Source organism: Sphingomonas kyeonggiensis, from assembly GCF_014204495.1.
Classification (GTDB): Bacteria; Pseudomonadota; Alphaproteobacteria; order Sphingomonadales; family Sphingomonadaceae; genus Sphingomonas; species Sphingomonas kyeonggiensis_A.
In genome coordinates this window covers 284,559-301,107 of sequence record NZ_JACHLN010000004.1, presented here as the reverse complement: position 1 = coordinate 301,107, position 16,549 = coordinate 284,559, and the positions used below count along the sequence as shown (strand labels likewise).

The 16,549-nt window shown below is 67.1% G+C and carries 18 protein-coding genes; 11 read left to right on the top strand and 7 right to left on the bottom strand.

Annotation, left to right across the window (positions count from 1 at the left end):
* Nucleotides 1-10 precede the first annotated feature (10 nt).
* Together HNP52_RS20470 and HNP52_RS20465 are read left to right on the top strand one after the other, a co-directional pair.
* Complete coding sequence (locus tag HNP52_RS20470) at nt 11-946, top strand: alpha-E domain-containing protein (RefSeq protein ID WP_184170698.1); 936 nt, start codon at nt 11-13, stop codon at nt 944-946.
* A complete protein-coding gene (locus HNP52_RS20465; RefSeq protein ID WP_184169986.1) occupies nt 946-1,758 on the top strand; it encodes a transglutaminase family protein in 813 nt (270 codons plus the stop codon). The genes HNP52_RS20470 and HNP52_RS20465 overlap by 1 nt, the downstream gene beginning before the upstream one ends.
* An 88-nt stretch (nt 1,759-1,846) precedes the next feature.
* Here the strand turns inward: HNP52_RS20465 and HNP52_RS20460 are convergent, their stop codons facing one another.
* Complete coding sequence (locus HNP52_RS20460) at nt 1,847-2,632, bottom strand: arginyltransferase (protein WP_184169982.1); 786 nt, start codon at nt 2,630-2,632, stop codon at nt 1,847-1,849.
* Between the two features lie 415 nt (nt 2,633-3,047).
* Entirely contained in the window at nt 3,048-4,292 is a 1,245-nt protein-coding gene (locus HNP52_RS20455) for a threonine ammonia-lyase (RefSeq protein WP_184169979.1), read from the bottom strand.
* Between the two features lie 133 nt (nt 4,293-4,425).
* Here HNP52_RS20455 and HNP52_RS20450 point away from each other — a divergent pair, with 133 nt between their 5' ends.
* Both HNP52_RS20450 and HNP52_RS20445 read left to right on the top strand, forming a co-directional pair.
* The gene (locus HNP52_RS20450) at nt 4,426-6,081 is read left to right on the top strand and encodes an amidohydrolase (protein ID WP_184169976.1); all 1,656 of its coding nucleotides are present in this window, start codon (nt 4,426-4,428) and stop codon (nt 6,079-6,081) included.
* A gap of 1 nt (nt 6,082) precedes the next feature.
* The gene (locus HNP52_RS20445) at nt 6,083-6,748 is read left to right on the top strand and encodes an HPP family protein (protein WP_184169973.1); all 666 of its coding nucleotides are present in this window, start codon (nt 6,083-6,085) and stop codon (nt 6,746-6,748) included.
* A 60-nt stretch (nt 6,749-6,808) separates the two neighbouring features.
* Here the strand turns inward: HNP52_RS20445 and ctrA are convergent, their stop codons facing one another.
* Entirely contained in the window at nt 6,809-7,522 is a 714-nt protein-coding gene (gene ctrA / locus HNP52_RS20440; protein ID WP_184169970.1) for a response regulator transcription factor CtrA, read from the bottom strand.
* Nucleotides 7,523-7,674: 152 nt separating this feature from the next.
* Nucleotides 7,675-8,607: a LysR family transcriptional regulator gene (locus HNP52_RS20435; protein WP_184169967.1), complete on the bottom strand. Its 933-nt coding sequence runs from the start codon at nt 8,605-8,607 to the stop codon at nt 7,675-7,677.
* 99 nt (nt 8,608-8,706) lie between these two features.
* Here HNP52_RS20435 and HNP52_RS20430 point away from each other — a divergent pair, with 99 nt between their 5' ends.
* Complete coding sequence (locus tag HNP52_RS20430) at nt 8,707-9,405, top strand: pirin family protein (RefSeq protein WP_184169964.1); 699 nt, start codon at nt 8,707-8,709, stop codon at nt 9,403-9,405.
* Between the two features lie 18 nt (nt 9,406-9,423).
* Nucleotides 9,424-10,050, top strand: a complete 627-nt coding sequence (gene wrbA / locus HNP52_RS20425; RefSeq protein ID WP_184169961.1) for an NAD(P)H:quinone oxidoreductase — start codon at nt 9,424-9,426, stop codon at nt 10,048-10,050.
* Here the strand turns inward: wrbA and HNP52_RS20420 are convergent.
* A complete protein-coding gene (locus HNP52_RS20420; RefSeq protein ID WP_184169958.1) occupies nt 9,981-10,748 on the bottom strand; it encodes a M15 family metallopeptidase in 768 nt (255 codons plus the stop codon). The genes wrbA and HNP52_RS20420 overlap by 70 nt on opposite strands.
* Nucleotides 10,749-10,904: 156 nt before the next feature.
* Here HNP52_RS20420 and HNP52_RS20415 point away from each other — a divergent pair, with 156 nt between their 5' ends.
* From HNP52_RS20415 to HNP52_RS20395, 5 genes are all read left to right on the top strand, one after another.
* Nucleotides 10,905-11,591 carry a mannan-binding lectin gene (locus HNP52_RS20415; RefSeq protein WP_184169955.1) on the top strand — a complete coding sequence of 229 codons (687 nt, stop codon included), beginning with the start codon at nt 10,905-10,907 and terminating at the stop codon, nt 11,589-11,591.
* 54 nt (nt 11,592-11,645) lie between these two features.
* Complete coding sequence (locus tag HNP52_RS20410) at nt 11,646-12,296, top strand: RluA family pseudouridine synthase (RefSeq protein WP_184169952.1); 651 nt, start codon at nt 11,646-11,648, stop codon at nt 12,294-12,296.
* Entirely contained in the window at nt 12,289-12,690 is a 402-nt protein-coding gene (gene arfB / locus HNP52_RS20405) for an alternative ribosome rescue aminoacyl-tRNA hydrolase ArfB (protein WP_184169950.1), read from the top strand. Before HNP52_RS20410 ends, arfB begins: the two co-directional genes overlap by 8 nt.
* A gap of 71 nt (nt 12,691-12,761) precedes the next feature.
* Nucleotides 12,762-13,247 carry a GAF domain-containing protein gene (locus tag HNP52_RS20400; protein WP_184169947.1) on the top strand — a complete coding sequence of 162 codons (486 nt, stop codon included), beginning with the start codon at nt 12,762-12,764 and terminating at the stop codon, nt 13,245-13,247.
* Nucleotides 13,248-13,361: 114 nt separating this feature from the next.
* On the top strand, nt 13,362-14,384 hold the full coding sequence (locus HNP52_RS20395) for an RcnB family protein (RefSeq protein WP_184169944.1): 1,023 nt from the start codon (nt 13,362-13,364) through the stop codon (nt 14,382-14,384).
* A 332-nt stretch (nt 14,385-14,716) separates the two neighbouring features.
* Here the strand turns inward: HNP52_RS20395 and HNP52_RS20390 are convergent, their stop codons facing one another.
* Nucleotides 14,717-15,994, bottom strand: a complete 1,278-nt coding sequence (locus tag HNP52_RS20390) for a M20/M25/M40 family metallo-hydrolase (RefSeq protein WP_184169941.1) — start codon at nt 15,992-15,994, stop codon at nt 14,717-14,719.
* A 96-nt stretch (nt 15,995-16,090) separates the two neighbouring features.
* Nucleotides 16,091-16,546, bottom strand: coding sequence for a universal stress protein (locus HNP52_RS20385; RefSeq protein ID WP_184169938.1), 456 nt, complete (start codon nt 16,544-16,546; stop codon nt 16,091-16,093).
* Nucleotides 16,547-16,549: the final 3 nt, after the last annotated feature.

The window sequence follows — 16,549 nt, the reverse complement described above, 5'->3', positions numbered from 1 at the left end:
CGCGATGCTGATGCTCTCCCGCACCGCCGCCGCGCTCTACTGGCTTGGCCGCTATCTCGAGCGCGCCGACTTCATCGCCCGGCTGGTCGAGGCGACGATCCGTCTGGACGCGCTCTCCACCCGTCCGGCCGGCGAGGCGGCATGGCAGAGCGCGCTCGCCGTGACTTATACCGACGAGGCATTTGCCGCGACCGGGCTGGACATCAACCAGCAGAACGTCGCGCGCTTCCTCACGCTCGACGACAGCCATCCCGGCTCGATCGTCCGCTGCCTCGACATGGCGCGCAACAATGCCCGCGCCGTTCGCACCGCGCTCACCCGCGAGGCCTGGACCGCGATCAACCGCGCCTGGCTGCTGTTCCAGAACCGCCAGACCACCGGCGGCGCCACCGCGACGCTCAACCTGCTCGAACAGGTCAAGGGCGAGACGCGCGGCTTCGAAGGCGCGATCCACCGGATGATGCGCAACGAGGCGACCCTGCTGATCCAGCTCGGCGCCGCGGTCGAGCGGGCGGACAACACCGCCCGGCTGGTCGATGTAAAATACCATCTGCTGCTGCCGGCGGACGAGGAAGTCGGCGGCGTGGTCGATCGCGACCAGTGGAACACGATCCTGCAGACCGTCTCCGCCGTGAACGCCTATCGCTGGCTCTATAATGACGGGCTCCAGCCCGCCAATGTGATCGACCTGCTGATTAGCCGGGCCGAGCTGCCGCGCAGCCTGGCCGCGTGCATCGAGGAAGTCGTCGCCCTGCTCAACGCGCTGGCCAAGCGCACCGGGCTGCAGGGCGAGGCCGATCGCATGGCCCGCGCCCGCATGGCGCGCCTGCAAAAGACCAAGACCCATGACGTGATCGTCTCCGGCCTGCACGAGCATCTCGAAGCGTTCGTAAGCGAGAATGCCCTGCTCGACGGCGCGATCGCCCGGCAGTTCAGGTTCATCTGATGCGGATCGCGATCGAACACAGGACGCATTATCGGTTCAGCGAGCCCCAGGCGCGCGTGGTTCAGATGCTGCGTCTCACCCCCTGCGACACGCAGGACCAGACGGTGGTGAGCTGGCTGGTCGGGGTCGATTGCGACGCCCGCCTGCGCGACGCGACCGACGGTTTCGGCAATATGGTGACCATGCTCTATGCCGAAGGGCCGCTCGAGGAGCTCGACATCACCGTCACCGGCGAAGTGCTCACCAGCGAGTCGAGCGGGGTGATCCGTGGCAGCATGGAGCCGCTGCCGCCGCTCTTCTATCTGCGCACCACCCCGCGTACCAAGTCGAGCGACGCGCTGTTCGCCTTCGCATCGGACAGCATCGGCACAGGCGGCGACGGGCTTGAGCAGCTTCACCGGCTCAACGCGTCGCTGCGCCAGCGCTTCCCCTGCGTGCCGGACCTGCCCGACGCCGGCTGCACCGCGGCCAAGGCCTTCGAAGGCAGCCGCAAGGTCAGCTCGCGCGACGTCGCCCAGATGTTCATCGCCGCGGCGCGGGGCCTGTCGGTGCCGGCGCGCTATGTCTCGGGCTATCGCGCGGAAGAGGCGGCGCGTTCGGCCCCCCATGCCTGGGCGGAGGCATATGTCGAGGGTCTCGGCTGGGTCGGGTTCGATCCGTCGACGGGGCTCAGCCCCGACGAGAGCTATGTGCGCGTCGCGATCGGGCTCGACGCGAGCAGCGCGGCGGCCACCGGCGGCATGCGGATCGGGCACGGACAGGAACAGCTCGACGTCGACCTGCACGTCGATCAGCTGGGCGTGGAAGAGTAACCGGTCTGAACCCGCCTCTGCTGCTCCCCGGCGAAAGCCGGGGCCCAGGGTTTCTCCGCCGTATCGCTTGTAGTGGGGGCGCTGGCGCTTAGGCAAACGCCGCTGCGTTTGCCGGTACCGGCATGGCGATCGCCATGTCCTCGTCCTCCAGCAGCGTCCAGCCATTGGGGCCGAGCGCTTCCATCGGGCGATAGCGCGTCTTGTACGCCATGCGCTCGCTGCCCTTCACCCAATAGCCGAGATAGACATAGGGCAGGCCGGCGGCCTGGCTGCGCAGGATGTGCTCCATGATGATGAAATTGCCCAGGCCCGGGCGGCTTTCGTCATCGGCCAGGAAGAAGCTGTAGATCATCGACAGGCCGTCGGCCTGCTGGTCGGTGATGCAGGCGCCGACCAGGCGGCCGCGCTCGCCATTCACCGAGGGCTCGCGATATTCGATCACATAGGAACTGACCGGCGACTGCTCGACCATGTCGGCATAGTCGTTCTCGTCCATCGTCGCCATGCCGCCGCCCGGGTGGCGGGCGCTCAGATAGCGGTGGAGCAGGGCGAACTGTTCCTCGGTCGCCCAGGGCTTGCAGGCGGTGATTTCGAGGTCCGAATGGCGGCGCAGCAGCTTGCGCTGGGTGGCGTTGGGCTGGAACTCGTCGGCGACGACGCGGACCGAGACGCAGGCGGTGCAGCCCGCGCAGCTCGGGCGATAGGCGACCGACTGGCTCCGGCGGAAGCCGATGCGGCCCAGCGCATCGTTCAGCTCGCCCGCATGCAGTCCCGACAATTCGGTGAAGATTTTCCGCTCCTGCCGCCCCGGCAGATAGGGGCAGGGCGACGGGCTCGTCACGAAGAACCGCGGAAAACGGGAAAGTGCAGTCACCCCTGATGCCCCTTTGCTCTGGCCGCTACGTCCGGCCGATGGGGCAACTATGCTGTGGTTCTTAAAGGATGAAAAGCTGCTTTACCATGAAAGAGAGTTAACAATTCACCATTTCTGCACAGAGTGGTGACGTTAACCATCGGGCCGCGTAACACGCTGCCGAAAATGGAAAATTTGGCTGTGCGGCTGTTGTATCGGAATCGATGAATCGTGTGAATCCAGCGACGACTCAGTTCGTCGCGCGTGTGATTCGCTTCATCGGTTTGGCGCGACTCGCGGAGTCCTGCGGAGTCGCGTCGGGGCCCCGATTTGCCGGGCCCCGGCATGGCGATCGGTTATGGAATAGGATTTCGCCGCCCGTCCAAGGCGGCGAAACCGGTTCTTGGCCTGTACTTTGTGTACTTTCGTTTCGGTTCTAAGCCAGCTCGACCAGCTGGACCTCATATTGCGCCCGGCGCAGCGCGGTCATCAGCCGCTCCAGATGGTCGCGGTCGCGCGTCTCGCACTCCACGTCCAGGCTCAGGCCCTTGGCGGGGAGGTTGGTGAAGATGCGCTGGTGCGACAGCTCGAGGATGTTGACCGAGAGCTGGTCGAAGATCTGCGCCACCCGGAACAGCGCGCCCGGCCGGTCCTGCAGGCGGATGCGCAGCCGCGCCATCCGGCCCGAGCGGGCGAGGTCGCGCAGCAGCACATAGGCGAGCAGGCGCGGATCGATATTGCCGCCGCACAGGATGATGCCCACGGTCTTGCCCTTGAAGCGCTGCGGCTCGGAAAGCAGGGCGGCCAGGCCGGCGGCGCCGGCGCCCTCGACCACGGTCTTCTCGATCTGGAGCAGCAGGCTCACCGATTCCTCGAGCCGTCGCTCGCTGACCAGCACGATGTCGTCGACCAGCGCCTCGACCAGCCGGGCGGTGATGCTGCCCGGCTCCTTCACTGCGATGCCCTCGGCCAACGTGTCGCCGGCGCAGGGCATGTCGGTGTGGTGCACGCGGTTGTACATCGAGGGGTAGAGCTCGGCCTGGACGCCAATCACTTCGATGTCGCGGCCTTCCGACTTGGCCACGGTCGAGCAGCCCGAGATCAGGCCGCCGCCGCCGATCGGGATCACCAGCGTGTCGATCTCCGGCACGTCCTCGAGCATCTCGAGCGCGACCGTGCCCTGGCCGGCGATGATGCGGGGATCGTCGAAGGGATGGACGAAGGTATAGCCCTTCTCGGCCTCCAGCTTGCGGCTGTGCGCATAGGCGGCGTCGAAGGTCTCGCCTTCCAGGATCACATTGGCACCGTGACCTTCGGTCTGGGTGACCTTCACGATGGGCGTGTTCTTCGGCATCACGATCGTGCTGGGGATGCCCAGCCGGTTGGCGTGATAGGCGAGGCCCTGGGCATGGTTGCCGGCCGATGCCGCGATCACGCCCTTGGCGCGCGCCGCTTCGTCGAGCTGGAGCAGGGTGTTGAGCGCGCCGCGTTCCTTGTAGGCGGCGGTGAACTGCAGGTTCTCGAACTTCAGATAGACGGTGGCGCCGGTCAGGTCCGACAGCGTCTTGCTCACCAGCGTCGGCGTCCGCACGATCTGGCCCGCAATGCGCGCCTGCGCTGCACGGACATCATCGATCGAAACGGGGAGCGGCGCGTTCGCCGGGAGGGTCTTGGTTGCCATAGTGCAGTCCGCCTAGACGATCTCGCCGCGAGGGGGAACATCGCTTATCTTTTCAGGACATGCGCGGGAGGTATCGATGACGGCCGGTTCGTGCATCTGGCGCGCATGCCGAACAGGCCCTATGCCCTCGCCCATGCTGAAGCGCCTCCTGCGGCCCGTCGCCGCGCTCGCCCTCACCTTCGCTCCCGTAGCCGCCCTGGCGGATGGGCTGGTCGACAACGTCAACGGCATGACACTGGACGAGAAGGGCGATGTCGTCCGCTTCACCGGCATATTGTTCAACCGAGATGGCAAGATCACCCAGATCCTCAAGCGCGAGGACAAAAGGCCGAAGCAGGTCGAGTGGAAGCTCGACATGGGGGGCAAGACGCTGCTTCCCGGCATGATCGATGGGCATGGCCATGTCATGGGGCTGGGGTCGCAGCTGATGTTGCTCGATCTCTCGTCGACGACTTCGCTCGAAGAGGCGCTGGCCAAGATCAAGGCCTATGCCGATGCCAACCCGACCAAGTGGATCCTCGGAGGCGGCTGGAACCAGGAGACCTGGAAGCTCGGTCGCTTTCCGACCGCGGCGGAACTCGACAGGGTGGTGAGCGACCGGCCGGTATGGCTCGAGCGGGTCGATGGCCATGCCGCCTGGGCGAACAGCCGGGCGATCCAGATCGCCGGGGTCACCGCCGCGAACAAAGACACCAATGGCGGCCGCATCGAGCGCGATGCCAAGGGCGCGCCTGCCGGCGTGTTCGTCGATGGCGCGATGGGGCTGGTCGACAAGTTCATTCCCAAGCCCACGCCTCGGGAGAGGAACGCCGCCTTCCTCGCCGCGCAGGACAAGCTGCTCTCGCTCGGCATCACCGCGAGCGCCGACATGGGCACGACAACCGATGACTGGCTCACCTATCGCCGCATCGCCGATATCGGCCAGCTCCGCATGCGGATCATGAGCTATGCGCACGGTGTCGAGACCGCGCTGCAGGTGGCGGGGCAGGGGCCGACGCCCTGGCTCTATGGCGACAAGCTGCGCATGGGCGGGATCAAGCTCTATGCCGATGGCGCGCTGGGCAGCCGCGGCGCCTGGCTCAAGGCCGATTACAGCGATGCGCCGGGGCAGAAGGGGCTGGGCTTCCTCACCGACGACCAGTTGCTCAACATGATGACGCGCGGCGCGATGGACAATTTCCAGATCGCCGTCCACGCGATCGGCGACCGCGCAAACAGCCAGGTTCTCGACGCGGTAGAAGTGCTGTCGGACACGTTCAAGGACGATCGCCGCTGGCGGATCGAGCATGCCCAGATCGTCGACCCCAAGGACCTGCCGCGCTTCGCCAAGCTGGGCGTGATCGCCTCGATGCAGCCGGTTCACCAGACCAGCGACATGAAGATGGCCGAGGCGCGGCTGGGGCCGGACCGGCTCGCCGGTGCCTATGCCTGGAAGACGATGCTCAAGGACGGCACGCATATCGCCTTCGGCTCCGACTATCCGGTCGAGAGCCCCGATCCCTGGGCCGGCTGGGCGGTCAGCTTCACCCGTACCGACGCCAATGGCCAGCCCTTTGGCGGCTGGCGGATCGAGGAAGCGGTGACGCGCGAGCAGGGCTGGGCGGGCTTCACCACCGGTGCCGCCTGGGCGGGCTTTGCCGAGACCCTGATCGGTCGGCTTGCGCCCGGCATGCGCGCCGACTTCATCATCGTCGATCGCGATCCGATGCTCGCCTCGCCGGCGGACCTGCGCGGCACCCAGGTGCTGGAGACCTGGGTGGGCGGCGCGCGGGTCTATGTGAAGAAGTAGCATGGCGAGGGCGTTGCTGAAGCTGCGCCTGCTCGCGGGCGCCAATTGGCGCGAGCGGCTGATCGCGGCGCTCGGCGCGATGCTGGGCATAGGGCTGACCGGCTGGGTCGCGGCGCTGTCGGTTGGCAGCCATGCGGCCTTGCTGCTTGCCGCGCCGATCGGTGCCTCGGCGGTTCTGGTATTTGCGGTGCCCGCCAGTCCGCTCGCCCAGCCCTGGCCGGTCGTGGGCGGCTGCGCGATCTCCACCCTTGTCGGTTTCGGTGTTGCCGCGCTGCTCGGGCACGGCGCGATCGCCGCCGGCCTGGCGGTGGGGCTGGCGATCGTGCTGATGTCGCTGCTGCGCTGCCTCCACCCGCCCGGCGGCGCCTGCGCGCTGCTCGCCGTGCTCGGCTCGGCGGTGCTCGACCAGGGGATCGGCTTCGCGCTGGTGCCGATGGGGCTCAATGCGCTGCTGCTCGTGCTGACCGGTATCGTCTTCCACCGCTTCTCCGGCCACAGCTACCCGCACCGGCCGGTGCCCGCACCCGCCCATCCGCGCATCCAGCCCGAGGATATCGATGCCGCGCTGGCGGAAGCGCATGAGAGCTTCGACGTCAGCCGCGAGGACCTGGCAGCGCTGCTGGAAGCGGCCGAGCGCCATGCGATCGCGCGGCGGGGGCGCCGATAAAGGAAAGGCCGCGATCCTTGCGGACCGCGGCCTCTTCTACCCCCGTAGAACTTGTGTGCCTCAGGCAACCGCCGAGATCGGCTCCTGCTCCTCGGCGCCGTCCGGCTCGCGCAGCACATAGCCGCGGCCCCAGACGGTCTCGATATAATTGTCGCCCTCGCAGGCCATGCTGAGCTTCTTGCGCAGCTTGCAGATGAACACGTCGATGATCTTGAGCTCGGGCTCGTCCATGCCGCCATAAAGGTGGTTCAGGAACATTTCCTTGGTGAGCGTCGTGCCCTTGCGGAGCGAGAGCAGCTCCAGCATCGCATATTCCTTGCCGGTCAGGTGCACGCGGGCACCGTCGACCTCGACCGTCTTCGCGTCGAGATTGACCGCCAGCTTGCCGGTGCGGATGACCGACTGGCTGTGGCCCTTCGAGCGGCGGACGACCGCATGGATGCGGGCGACCAGCTCTTCGCGGTGGAAGGGCTTGGTCACGTAGTCGTCGGCACCGAAGCCGAACGAACGCACCTTGCTGTCCATTTCGTTGATGCCCGACAGGATCAGCACCGGCGTCTGCACGCGGGCAACCCGGACCTTCTTCAGAACGTCATACCCGTGCATGTCGGGCAGGTTCAGGTCGAGCAGGATGATGTCGTAGTCATAGAGCTTGGCCAGGTCCAAGCCCTCCTCGCCGAGGTCCGTCGTATAGACGTTAAAGCCCTCGGTCGTGAGCATCAGCTCGATCGCCTTGGCAGTGCTCGGCTCGTCTTCGATCAACAGCACGCGCATCGTCAAAGTCCCCTTGCCCGCAGGCTGCCTTGCCCCAATGAAAGGCATGCCTCGGACGATTCATTAACCTAAGCGTGTCTGAAGGCAAAAGGTTAATTTCTTCCTAACCGGCCTGAGTCCACGAGTCGTAGGGAATCTACCTACACGCGGACTCAGCTCGCCATCAGAGTCGAGTCCCTTATAGAGGGGCAGACCTTCCGCAGATGCTGATCGAGATAATTTATTAACGCTTCCACGCGGGCGGGGCGCAGCGTGCCGGGCGGCGTTAACAAATGCAGCGCGGCTGCGCTGACCGACCAATCCTCGAGCACGGCCTCGAGCTTGCCGCTGCGCAGTTCGTCGCCGATCAGGAATTCGGGCAGGCGGGCGACGCCCAGGCCCTTGCACAAGGCCGGGATCATCGCGTCGCCGCTGTCGGTGCGGATCGGGCCGTCGACGCGCACCGCGGCTTCCTCGCCCCCCGCCTTGCGGAAGCGCCACAGCTCCGGCGTCGCGGTGTTGGTGTAGACGAAGCAGGCATGATGGGCGAGGTCGGCGGGGTGGCGCGGGCGGCCGGCCCTGTCGAAATATTCGGGCGCGCCAACGATGTGCGTGGTCACCGGGCCCAGCCGCCGCGCGCGCAGCGAGCTGTCGGGCAGCTCGGCGATGCGCAGCGCGATGTCGATCCCCTCGCCGACGATGTCGATGAACGCGTCGGACAGGCGCAGGTCGACCTTGATCGCCGGGTGGAGCACCATGAAGTCCGAGAGGATCGGCGCGAGGTGCCGGATACCGAAGGTAAGGGGTGCCGCGACGCGGACCAGCCCCGCGGGCGCACTCGCCGATTCGAAGGCCGCCTCTTCCGCCGCCTGGCCTTCGCTCAGGATACGCTGGGCGTTCTCGGCGAGGCTACGGCCACTGTCCGTCAGTGTCAGCCGACGCGAGGTGCGGTGGAACAGGGTTGTACCCAGCCGGCTCTCGAGCCGGGTGATCGCCTTGGATACGGTTGCCTTGGAAACCGCCAGCGCATCGGCGGCGCCGGAGAAGGAACGGTGTTCGACCACCGCGGCGAAAACGGCCCAGGCCTCGAAGTCAGGTAGCTTCATTCCGCATGCCTATCACGGAAACGATTGGTTTCCTACGTTTCCATTTACGGCGTGATCCGCCGCCCTATCTTCCTGCTCAACACAGGAGGTTCACACCCCATGATCGACAAACGACCCTTTGCCAGCCTCGGCCATGCAGATCATGGCTGGCTCAATGCGCGGCACCATTTCAGCTTCGCGGACTATTACGACCCGAACCGCATGAACTGGGGTGCGCTGCGCGTCTGGAACGACGACGAGATCGGCGCCAACAGCGGCTTCCCGCCGCATCCGCACCAGGACATGGAGATCATCACTTACGTCCGCTCGGGTGCGATCACCCACCAGGACTCGATGGGCAACAAGGGCCGCACCTCGGCCGGCGATGTCCAGGTGATGAGCGCAGGCAGCGGCGTCCGCCATGCCGAGTACAACCTCGAGCCCGAGACCACGCGCATCTTCCAGATCTGGATCATGCCGCGGGAGCGGGGCGGCCAGCCGAGCTGGGGCGCCAAGCCTTTCCCCAAGGGCGATCGCTCGGGCAAATTCGTGACCCTGGCGAGCGGTTTCGCCGACGACAATGACGCGCTGCCGATCCGGGCCAATGCCCGGGTGCTGGGCGCGACGCTGAAGGCCGGCGAGAGCGTCACCCACGAAGTGGACAACGAACGCCATGCCTATCTGGTGCCCGCTGTCGGCTCGATCGAGATTGACGGCGAGCGGGTGGATGCCCGCGATGGCGCCGCCCTGAGCAGTGGCAAGACCTACACCATCACCGCGATCGAGGACGCCGAAATCGTCCTGGTCGACAGCGAATAACAAGGAAGGGAAGCAACCATGTCCAAGATTCTCGTTCTCTACTACTCGTCCTATGGCCACCTCGCGAAGATGGCTGACGCCGTTGCCGAAGGCGCCCGCAGCACCGGTGCCGAGGTGGATGTCCGCCGCGTGCCCGAGACCGCGCCGTTCGAAGTGGCGCAGGCCGCCGGCTTCGTCGCCGATCACAGCCACCCGGTGCTCGAGGACGTCAACGAGCTCGCCAATTACGACGGCATCCTTGTCGGCTCGCCGACCCGCTTCGGCCGCATGTCGAGCCAGATGGCGAGCTTCTGGGATCGCGCCGGTGGCGTCTGGTACCAGGGCCTGCTGAACGGCAAGGTCGGCGGTGCCTTCACCTCGACCGCCACCCAGCATGGCGGCCAGGAGACGACGCTCTTCTCGATCATCACCAACCTGCTGCACTTCGGCCTCACCGTCGTCGGCCTCGACTATGGCTTCCAGGGCCAGGGCGGCGTCAACGAAGTGAAGGGCGGTTCGCCCTACGGCGCGACCACCATCGCCGATGGCGACGGCAGCCGCCTGCCGAGCGAAGTCGAGCTTGAAGGCGCCCGCTATCAGGGCCGCAAGGTCGCCGAGCTGGCCAACAAGATCGCGGCTCCCCACCGCGAGACCGAAACCGCGTAATTCCCCCCTCCTGGCGCGGTTTCGCCGGACGGCGGCTGGACGAATGGTCCAGCCGCCGTTTTCGTATCTGCGCGCGGCACTGCGGGCAGGGCGGGAAAGCTCGCCTGAGCCGGTGCGAAGCGGGCGCGGGCGGCAGACGCGCCGACCCAGCGCCAATGCCAGGGCTCCCAGCCCACGCCCTGCTTGTTGCCGGCGGGGAAGGACAGCTCGAAGCCGAATTCGGGCGCGCGGCGCATCAGCCATTGCCCGCCGGGGGTGAGCGCGAAGCACTGCTCGACGGCCCGGCAATCGCCGCCCTTCTGGACGAAGTCGATCGCATAGCCGGTGGCATGTTCGCTATAGCCGGGCGGAGCGACGAAGCGCGCCCGCAATGCCGCCACCGCGTCGCAATTGCCGGCGCCGGCGCAGAATACCCGGCGCTGGTGCTGGATCGAACGGAAGCACGAGATCGCGCCCAGCGCTATCCCTTCGGTGCGAGCGGCGGAAAGCAGCCGCTCGACATCGAACACCGCCTCGCGCGCCATCATGCATCCCGGCAGGCTGGGGACAGGCAACAACGCCGCGGCCTCCAGTTCGCCATAAGGAAGATGGTTGAACAGCCGGGTTGCCGATGCGGTAGCCGGCGGCGCCGGCACGTCTTCCTCGGCGTGCGCCGCCAGGGGCGCGAGCGAGAGCAGGATCAGGGCCGAAAGACGCATAAGCAACCTCACGACGCTGCCGGAAAAGGGGCATCGTCGTTCAAACGCCGTTCAAGCGAAAAGGGTCACGCAACCATGCGCATTGCTGAATCGTTGCGCAGCTGTCTCGATCGGGTCAAATATCGACCCTAAGTTGCAGCCAGGGGAGAATGAACCATGCTCGCACGAATTTCCTGCCTCGCCTTGTCCGCCGCGTTGCTGGCCGGCACCGCCGCATCGGCTGCTCCGGCGTCCAAGCCGGCCGCGCCCGCCGCGATGCAGCGGGTGGACGGCAACAATGTCGGCCGTGTCCGCCACAGCGGCGGCGGCGCCTTTGTCGAGACCCGTCCGGGCCGCTGGGTCGAGTTCGCCGATGACGGCACGCTGATCCACCGCTTCGACGAGACCAACCGCAACCGCGACGCGGTAAACCTCTACGATCCCTCGCGCGGCGCCCGCGTCCGGCTCGATCTGCGCGGCGGCGTGATCTCGGGCATTCCGCGCACCGGCGGCCCGCGCCTGCTTTATCGCATCACCGATCTCGATCCGCGCCGCTCCAATGGCTGGGGCGACAATGGCGGCTGGGGTGAGGGCGGCTGGGGCCGTCCTGGTGGCGGTCGCCCGGGTGGCGGCGGCAATTGGGATCGTCCGGGCGGCGGTGGCGGCAACTGGGATCGCCCGGGCGGCGGCTGGGGCTCCGGCGGCATGATCCGCGACATCGAGGTCGGCCCGATCTGGAACCAGCGCGACGCCGAGACCAAGTGCCGCGACACCGCCCGCAACATGCGCGGCGAGTGGACCGGCAACTGGCGTACCACTGTCCAGGGCCGCCAGTCGGTCTGCTCGATCCGCTTCCAGCGCTGATCGAAACCTGCACCATCGCTGGCGCTTCGGCGCTGGCGGTGGCATGGGCGGGCGATGTTCAAGGATCGCGTGCTCTTCATCGATGGCGAAGCTCTGGTGATCGACAAGCCCGCAGGCTTGCCGGTCGATCGCCCACGGGACCGGAGCGAGAGCCTCGAGGACCTGCTCGACCAGCTCACCTTCGGCTTCCAGCGCCTGCCGGTGCCGGTCCATCGGCTGGACCGCGACACCAGCGGCTGCCTGCTGCTCGCCCGCAACCCCAAGGCGATGAAGCGCTTCTCCCAGGCCTTCGAAGCCGGGGCAGTGGCCAAGCGCTATCTCGCCATCCTCGACGGCGAGCCCAAGGAGGACAGCGGCACGATCGACCTGGCGCTGTCCAAGGTCTCGACCCGCGAAGAGGGCTGGCGGATGGTCGGTGATCCCAAGGGCAAGCCCTCGATCACCCGGTACAAGGTGATGGAGCGCAAGGGCGGCAAGAGCCTGGTCGCCTTCTATCCCGAGACCGGCCGCACCCACCAGATCCGCGTGCATGCCGCCGAGGGGCTGGGCGTGCCGGTGCTCGGCGATCCGGTCTATGGCCGGGGCGGTCCCGCGATGATGCTCCATGCGATCGAGCTCACCGTGCCGCGCGAGGGCAAGGACGATATCCACGCCACCGCGCCGCTGCCGGTGCGCTTCCACAATCTCGGCTTCGGCCGTGGCTGAGATCCCCGACGAGGCGATCGTCGAGGAGAAGTTCCTCGCCTCGACCGGGCCGGGCGGGCAGAACGTCAACAAGGTGGCGACCGCGGTGCAGCTGCGGATCGACGTGTTCCGGCTTGGACTGGCGCCCTATGCCTATCAGAAGCTCAAGGTGCTCGCCGGCACCAAGCTGACCAGCGGCGGCGAACTGGTGATCACGGCCCGCAAGTTCCGCACCCAGGAAGCCAACCGCGCCGATGCCCGCGAGCGGGTGCTGGAGCTGATCCAGAAGGCGCATGAGCGCGACGCGAAGCGGATCAAGACCAAGCCGAGCAAGGCGGCCAAGGCCCGGCGGGTCGACGAGAAGAAGGGGCGGAGCCAGGTCAAGGCCGGACGGGGCAAGGTGAGACTGGACTGAGCGCTCTCCCCTCCCTTCCAGGGAGGGGAATCTGGCTGGCGGTTCGCTGCTTTCCGACCTACATCGCCCCCATGTACGCCTTCGACATCGAAACCACCGACAAGACCGAGCTTTACCGCGACCTCGCCGCGGCGCTCGATTCGCTGACCGCCGACGAGCCCGATGCGATCGCCAACATGGCGAATGTCTCGGCGCTGATCTGGCAATATCTGCCCGATCTCAACTGGGCGGGCTTCTATCGCAACGTGAACGACGAGCTGGTGCTCGGGCCGTTCCAGGGCAAGGCCGCCTGCATCCGCATCCCGTTCGGCAAGGGCGTGTGCGGTGCCGCCGCCACGACGCGCGAGACCCAGCTGGTCGAGGATGTCCATGCTTTCCCCGGCCATATCGCCTGCGACGCGGCGAGCCGTTCCGAGTTGGTGGTGCCGATCGTCGTGCAGGGCGAACTGATCGGCGTGCTCGACCTCGACAGCCCCAATCCGGCACGGTTCGATGCCGGCGACGCGGCGGGTTGCGAGGTGCTGATGCGAATCCTGGGTCCCCGTCTGGTCGGCTGACCCGGATTGGGACTCCGTTAAGCATAGGCAAAAGTGGCGCCGCCCCCGCGCGGGGTTTAATTCTTCGTCAACCATGGGAGCAACGCGGGCTCCGGCATGGCGAAGGAGTTCAATATGCGTCACCTGATCAAGCCGGCCCTGATGGCCACGGCGCTGCTGGCAACCCTGCCGGCGGCCGCGCAGGTGACGTCCCCCGGACCGAGCTGGGGTGGCAGCGGCGGGCCGATCCCGGCACCCGGTGGTAGCTATGGCCGCAACGTGCCGATGCCGCCGCCCCCGCGCGTCTCGCCCAATCCGCCGCACATGCCGAATACCCCGCCGGTCGTGCATGGCGGCCCCGGCGTGCCGACTGCCGGACCGCGCGTCTGGCAGAATGGCCGCTGGATGGCATTGCCGGCGCGGGGCCCGGTCAAGAACAGCCAGCATGCCGGCAATCGCTGGGGCAACCGGATCGACGGCCGCTGGTACGCCGGCGCGCAGGCGCCCGGCGGCTGGAACGCCTATCGCCGCATGGGCCGTGGCCATCACCTGCCCAACTACTGGATGGGCAGCGGCTTCCGCATCCCGGACTATCTGAGCTGGGGCCTGGCCGCGCCGCCCTACGGCTATTTCTGGGTGCGCTATTATGACGACGCCGTGCTGGTCGACGGCCGTGGCGACGTGTGGGACTCGGTAAGCGGCATCGGCTGGGACGACGGTTATGACGCCGGCGCCTGGGCCGATTCGGGCGGCAGCTATTCCAGCTCCTACAGCTATTCGAGCACCGGCGCCGGCTATCGCGAGCCGATCCAGCCCGTTGACCCGAACGATTATTATGACGGTTACTCCAGGGGGAGTCTGCCGCCGGCTGGTGCGATCGGTGCACCGCCGGCGGCACAGGTCCAGGGCTATTATGGCTCGGGCCAGGCCTATTATGGCGGCGGCGGCTACCAGGGCGGCGCGACCTATTATGGCGCGCCGGTCGGCACGACCGTGATCGTCATCCCCGGCGCGACCACGACCACCACCACGGTGACCGAGGAAGTGATCGAGAGCCGCGCGACCTATGTCCGCTCGGCCGCGCGCCGTGTGGTGCGCAAGGCGCCGGTGCGGCGCTACCGCGCGCCGGTGAAGTGCTGCGTCTGCGGCTGCCGCTGATTTCCAACAGCGGGTAGGGCGCGACTCGCGAAAGTACACAAAGTACAGGCCAAGGGCGGGTTTTCGGGCCCGCTATTTTCCCTGTTTTCTCGGGAATGCGCTGCATCTCGCAACATTGTTGCGTGGGCGTGGTCCTATTTTTTCTGCCGGGTCAAAGAGCGGCCGGGGGTGACCCGGCTGCGCTAGCCCAGCAGGCGAAATCCTACATTGCAAGCTGCTAAAGCCCCTCCCCCTTGGGGGAGGGGTTGGGGTGGGGCAGTGCCGCAGGCCATGTCTCTTCGAGAAATCCCCCATCCCCAACCCCTCCCCTAAAGGGGAGGGGCTTAGAAGACTCAGCGCCTTCCCCCGAACGTAACCAGACTCTCCGCCCCGTCCGCGCCGATCGACGACACGCCGACAAAGCTGTCGTCAACGATCACGCCCTTCAGGCTGGCTTCGGTGCCGGTGACGTCGAGATGGTCGGTCCAGTCGCGGGCGTCGGCGCGGCGCCAGTGGATGCGGTATTTCACCGCGCCGGGCACCGCCGCCCATTTCACCGAAGTATCCGAAGCGAGCGCGCCGCCGATCGTCACCTTGTCCGGCGCGGCCGGTGCCGCGGCGAGGCGGCGGATCGTCGCGACGTTCACCGCGGTGACCTTGGCGAGATAGGGGAAGTCCATCTTGTCGACCGTGTCGCCCTTGCCGGGGACGAGGTCCTGATGCTGGGCGTCGTAATTCTCGATCCCCACCGAGAAACGGATCGCCGGATAGCCGAGCTTGTTGAACGGCGTATGGTCGCCGCCGCGCCCGAACCGGTCCGGGCGACGGACGAGAAAGGCGTCGAGTCCGCCGGGAATCGTGCCGGCGACCTGGTCGATCGCCTTGGCGAGCGCGCGCGACGGGCCGTCATCCTCGCCGCCATCGGCACGTAGCCCCTTCAAGGCCTTGGGCTCGTCATTCTCGCCGAAGGTCTCGGAGAAGACGCGCACCCGGTCGGCCACCTTGCGGCCGTCGGTGCCGACCGTGTTGCCGACGATATCGTTGTTGAGCACGGCGGTGACCGTCCAGCCGCGCTCCTTCGCGGTTTCGGCGAGCAGCTGGCCGCCGAACAGGCCCTGTTCCTCGCCGGACAGCGCGGCGTAGACAATGGTCGCGCGGAACTTCTGCTTCGACAGGATTCGCGCCGCCTCCAGCACCAGCGCGACGCCCGAGGCGTCGTCATTGGCGCCGGGTGCGTCGGCGGTGGCGTTCATCACGTCAGTGACGCGGCTGTCGATATGGCCCATCACGATGACGACGCGCTTGGGATCGGTGCCGGCCTGGAAGCCGAGCACATCGACGATCTGAACACCGTTGGGCGCGCGATCGCCGGTGAAGCCACGGGCGATGTTTGCCACCTCGATGCAATTGCACTGGTCGCCGAGCCGGGCGAGCTCGGTGGCGAACCAGCGGCGGGCCGCGCCGATGCCGCGGGTGGGATTGTCGGGATCGGAGAGCGTGTGGCGGGTGCCGAAGCTCACCAGCTTCTCGACCGACGCCTTGAGTTTCGCCGGGTCGGGCTTTTCCTGGGTCTGTGCCTGGGCAGTGGTGGGAAGGAGCAGGGCGAGCGGGGCGAGGGCGAGGATGCGCATGCGGGAAGAGTGGCGGGGCGGGTTGCGCCGGTCAACAGCCACCCAATCGTCATCCCGCGCCGGGATGGCGGCTCTTTTGCACGAACTCTTCGGACATCAGCTCAACCGGTCGATCGCGTCCATATCCAGCCCGCCCGGAATCACCATCAACGGCACTGGCAGCTTTCCAGCATCCGATCCGGAGAAATGGGTCACCATCGGTCCCGGCGGGCCGCTTGCCGCGGCACCGAGCACCAAAGCGGCGATCTCGCGATTGGCGGCGATCATCTCGTGGACGATCTTCGGCCCGTCGCCTTCGCGCACCGTGATCGAGGGCTGCAGACCCGATTCGGCGAACAAGGTTCCGGCCGCGCGGGCGACCAGTGCCTCGGCGCGTTCGCGGGCTTCTTCCTCGATCGTGGCCATCACGCCGCCCCATTGGACGAAGTCGGGCTTGGGAATCAGCGCCAGGATTTCGACGTTGCCGCCGGTCTTCACGGCGCGGCGTGCGGCGAAGCGCAGGGCGATTTCCGCCTCCGGGCTCTCGTCGATCACCACCAGATAGGTGCGCATGGA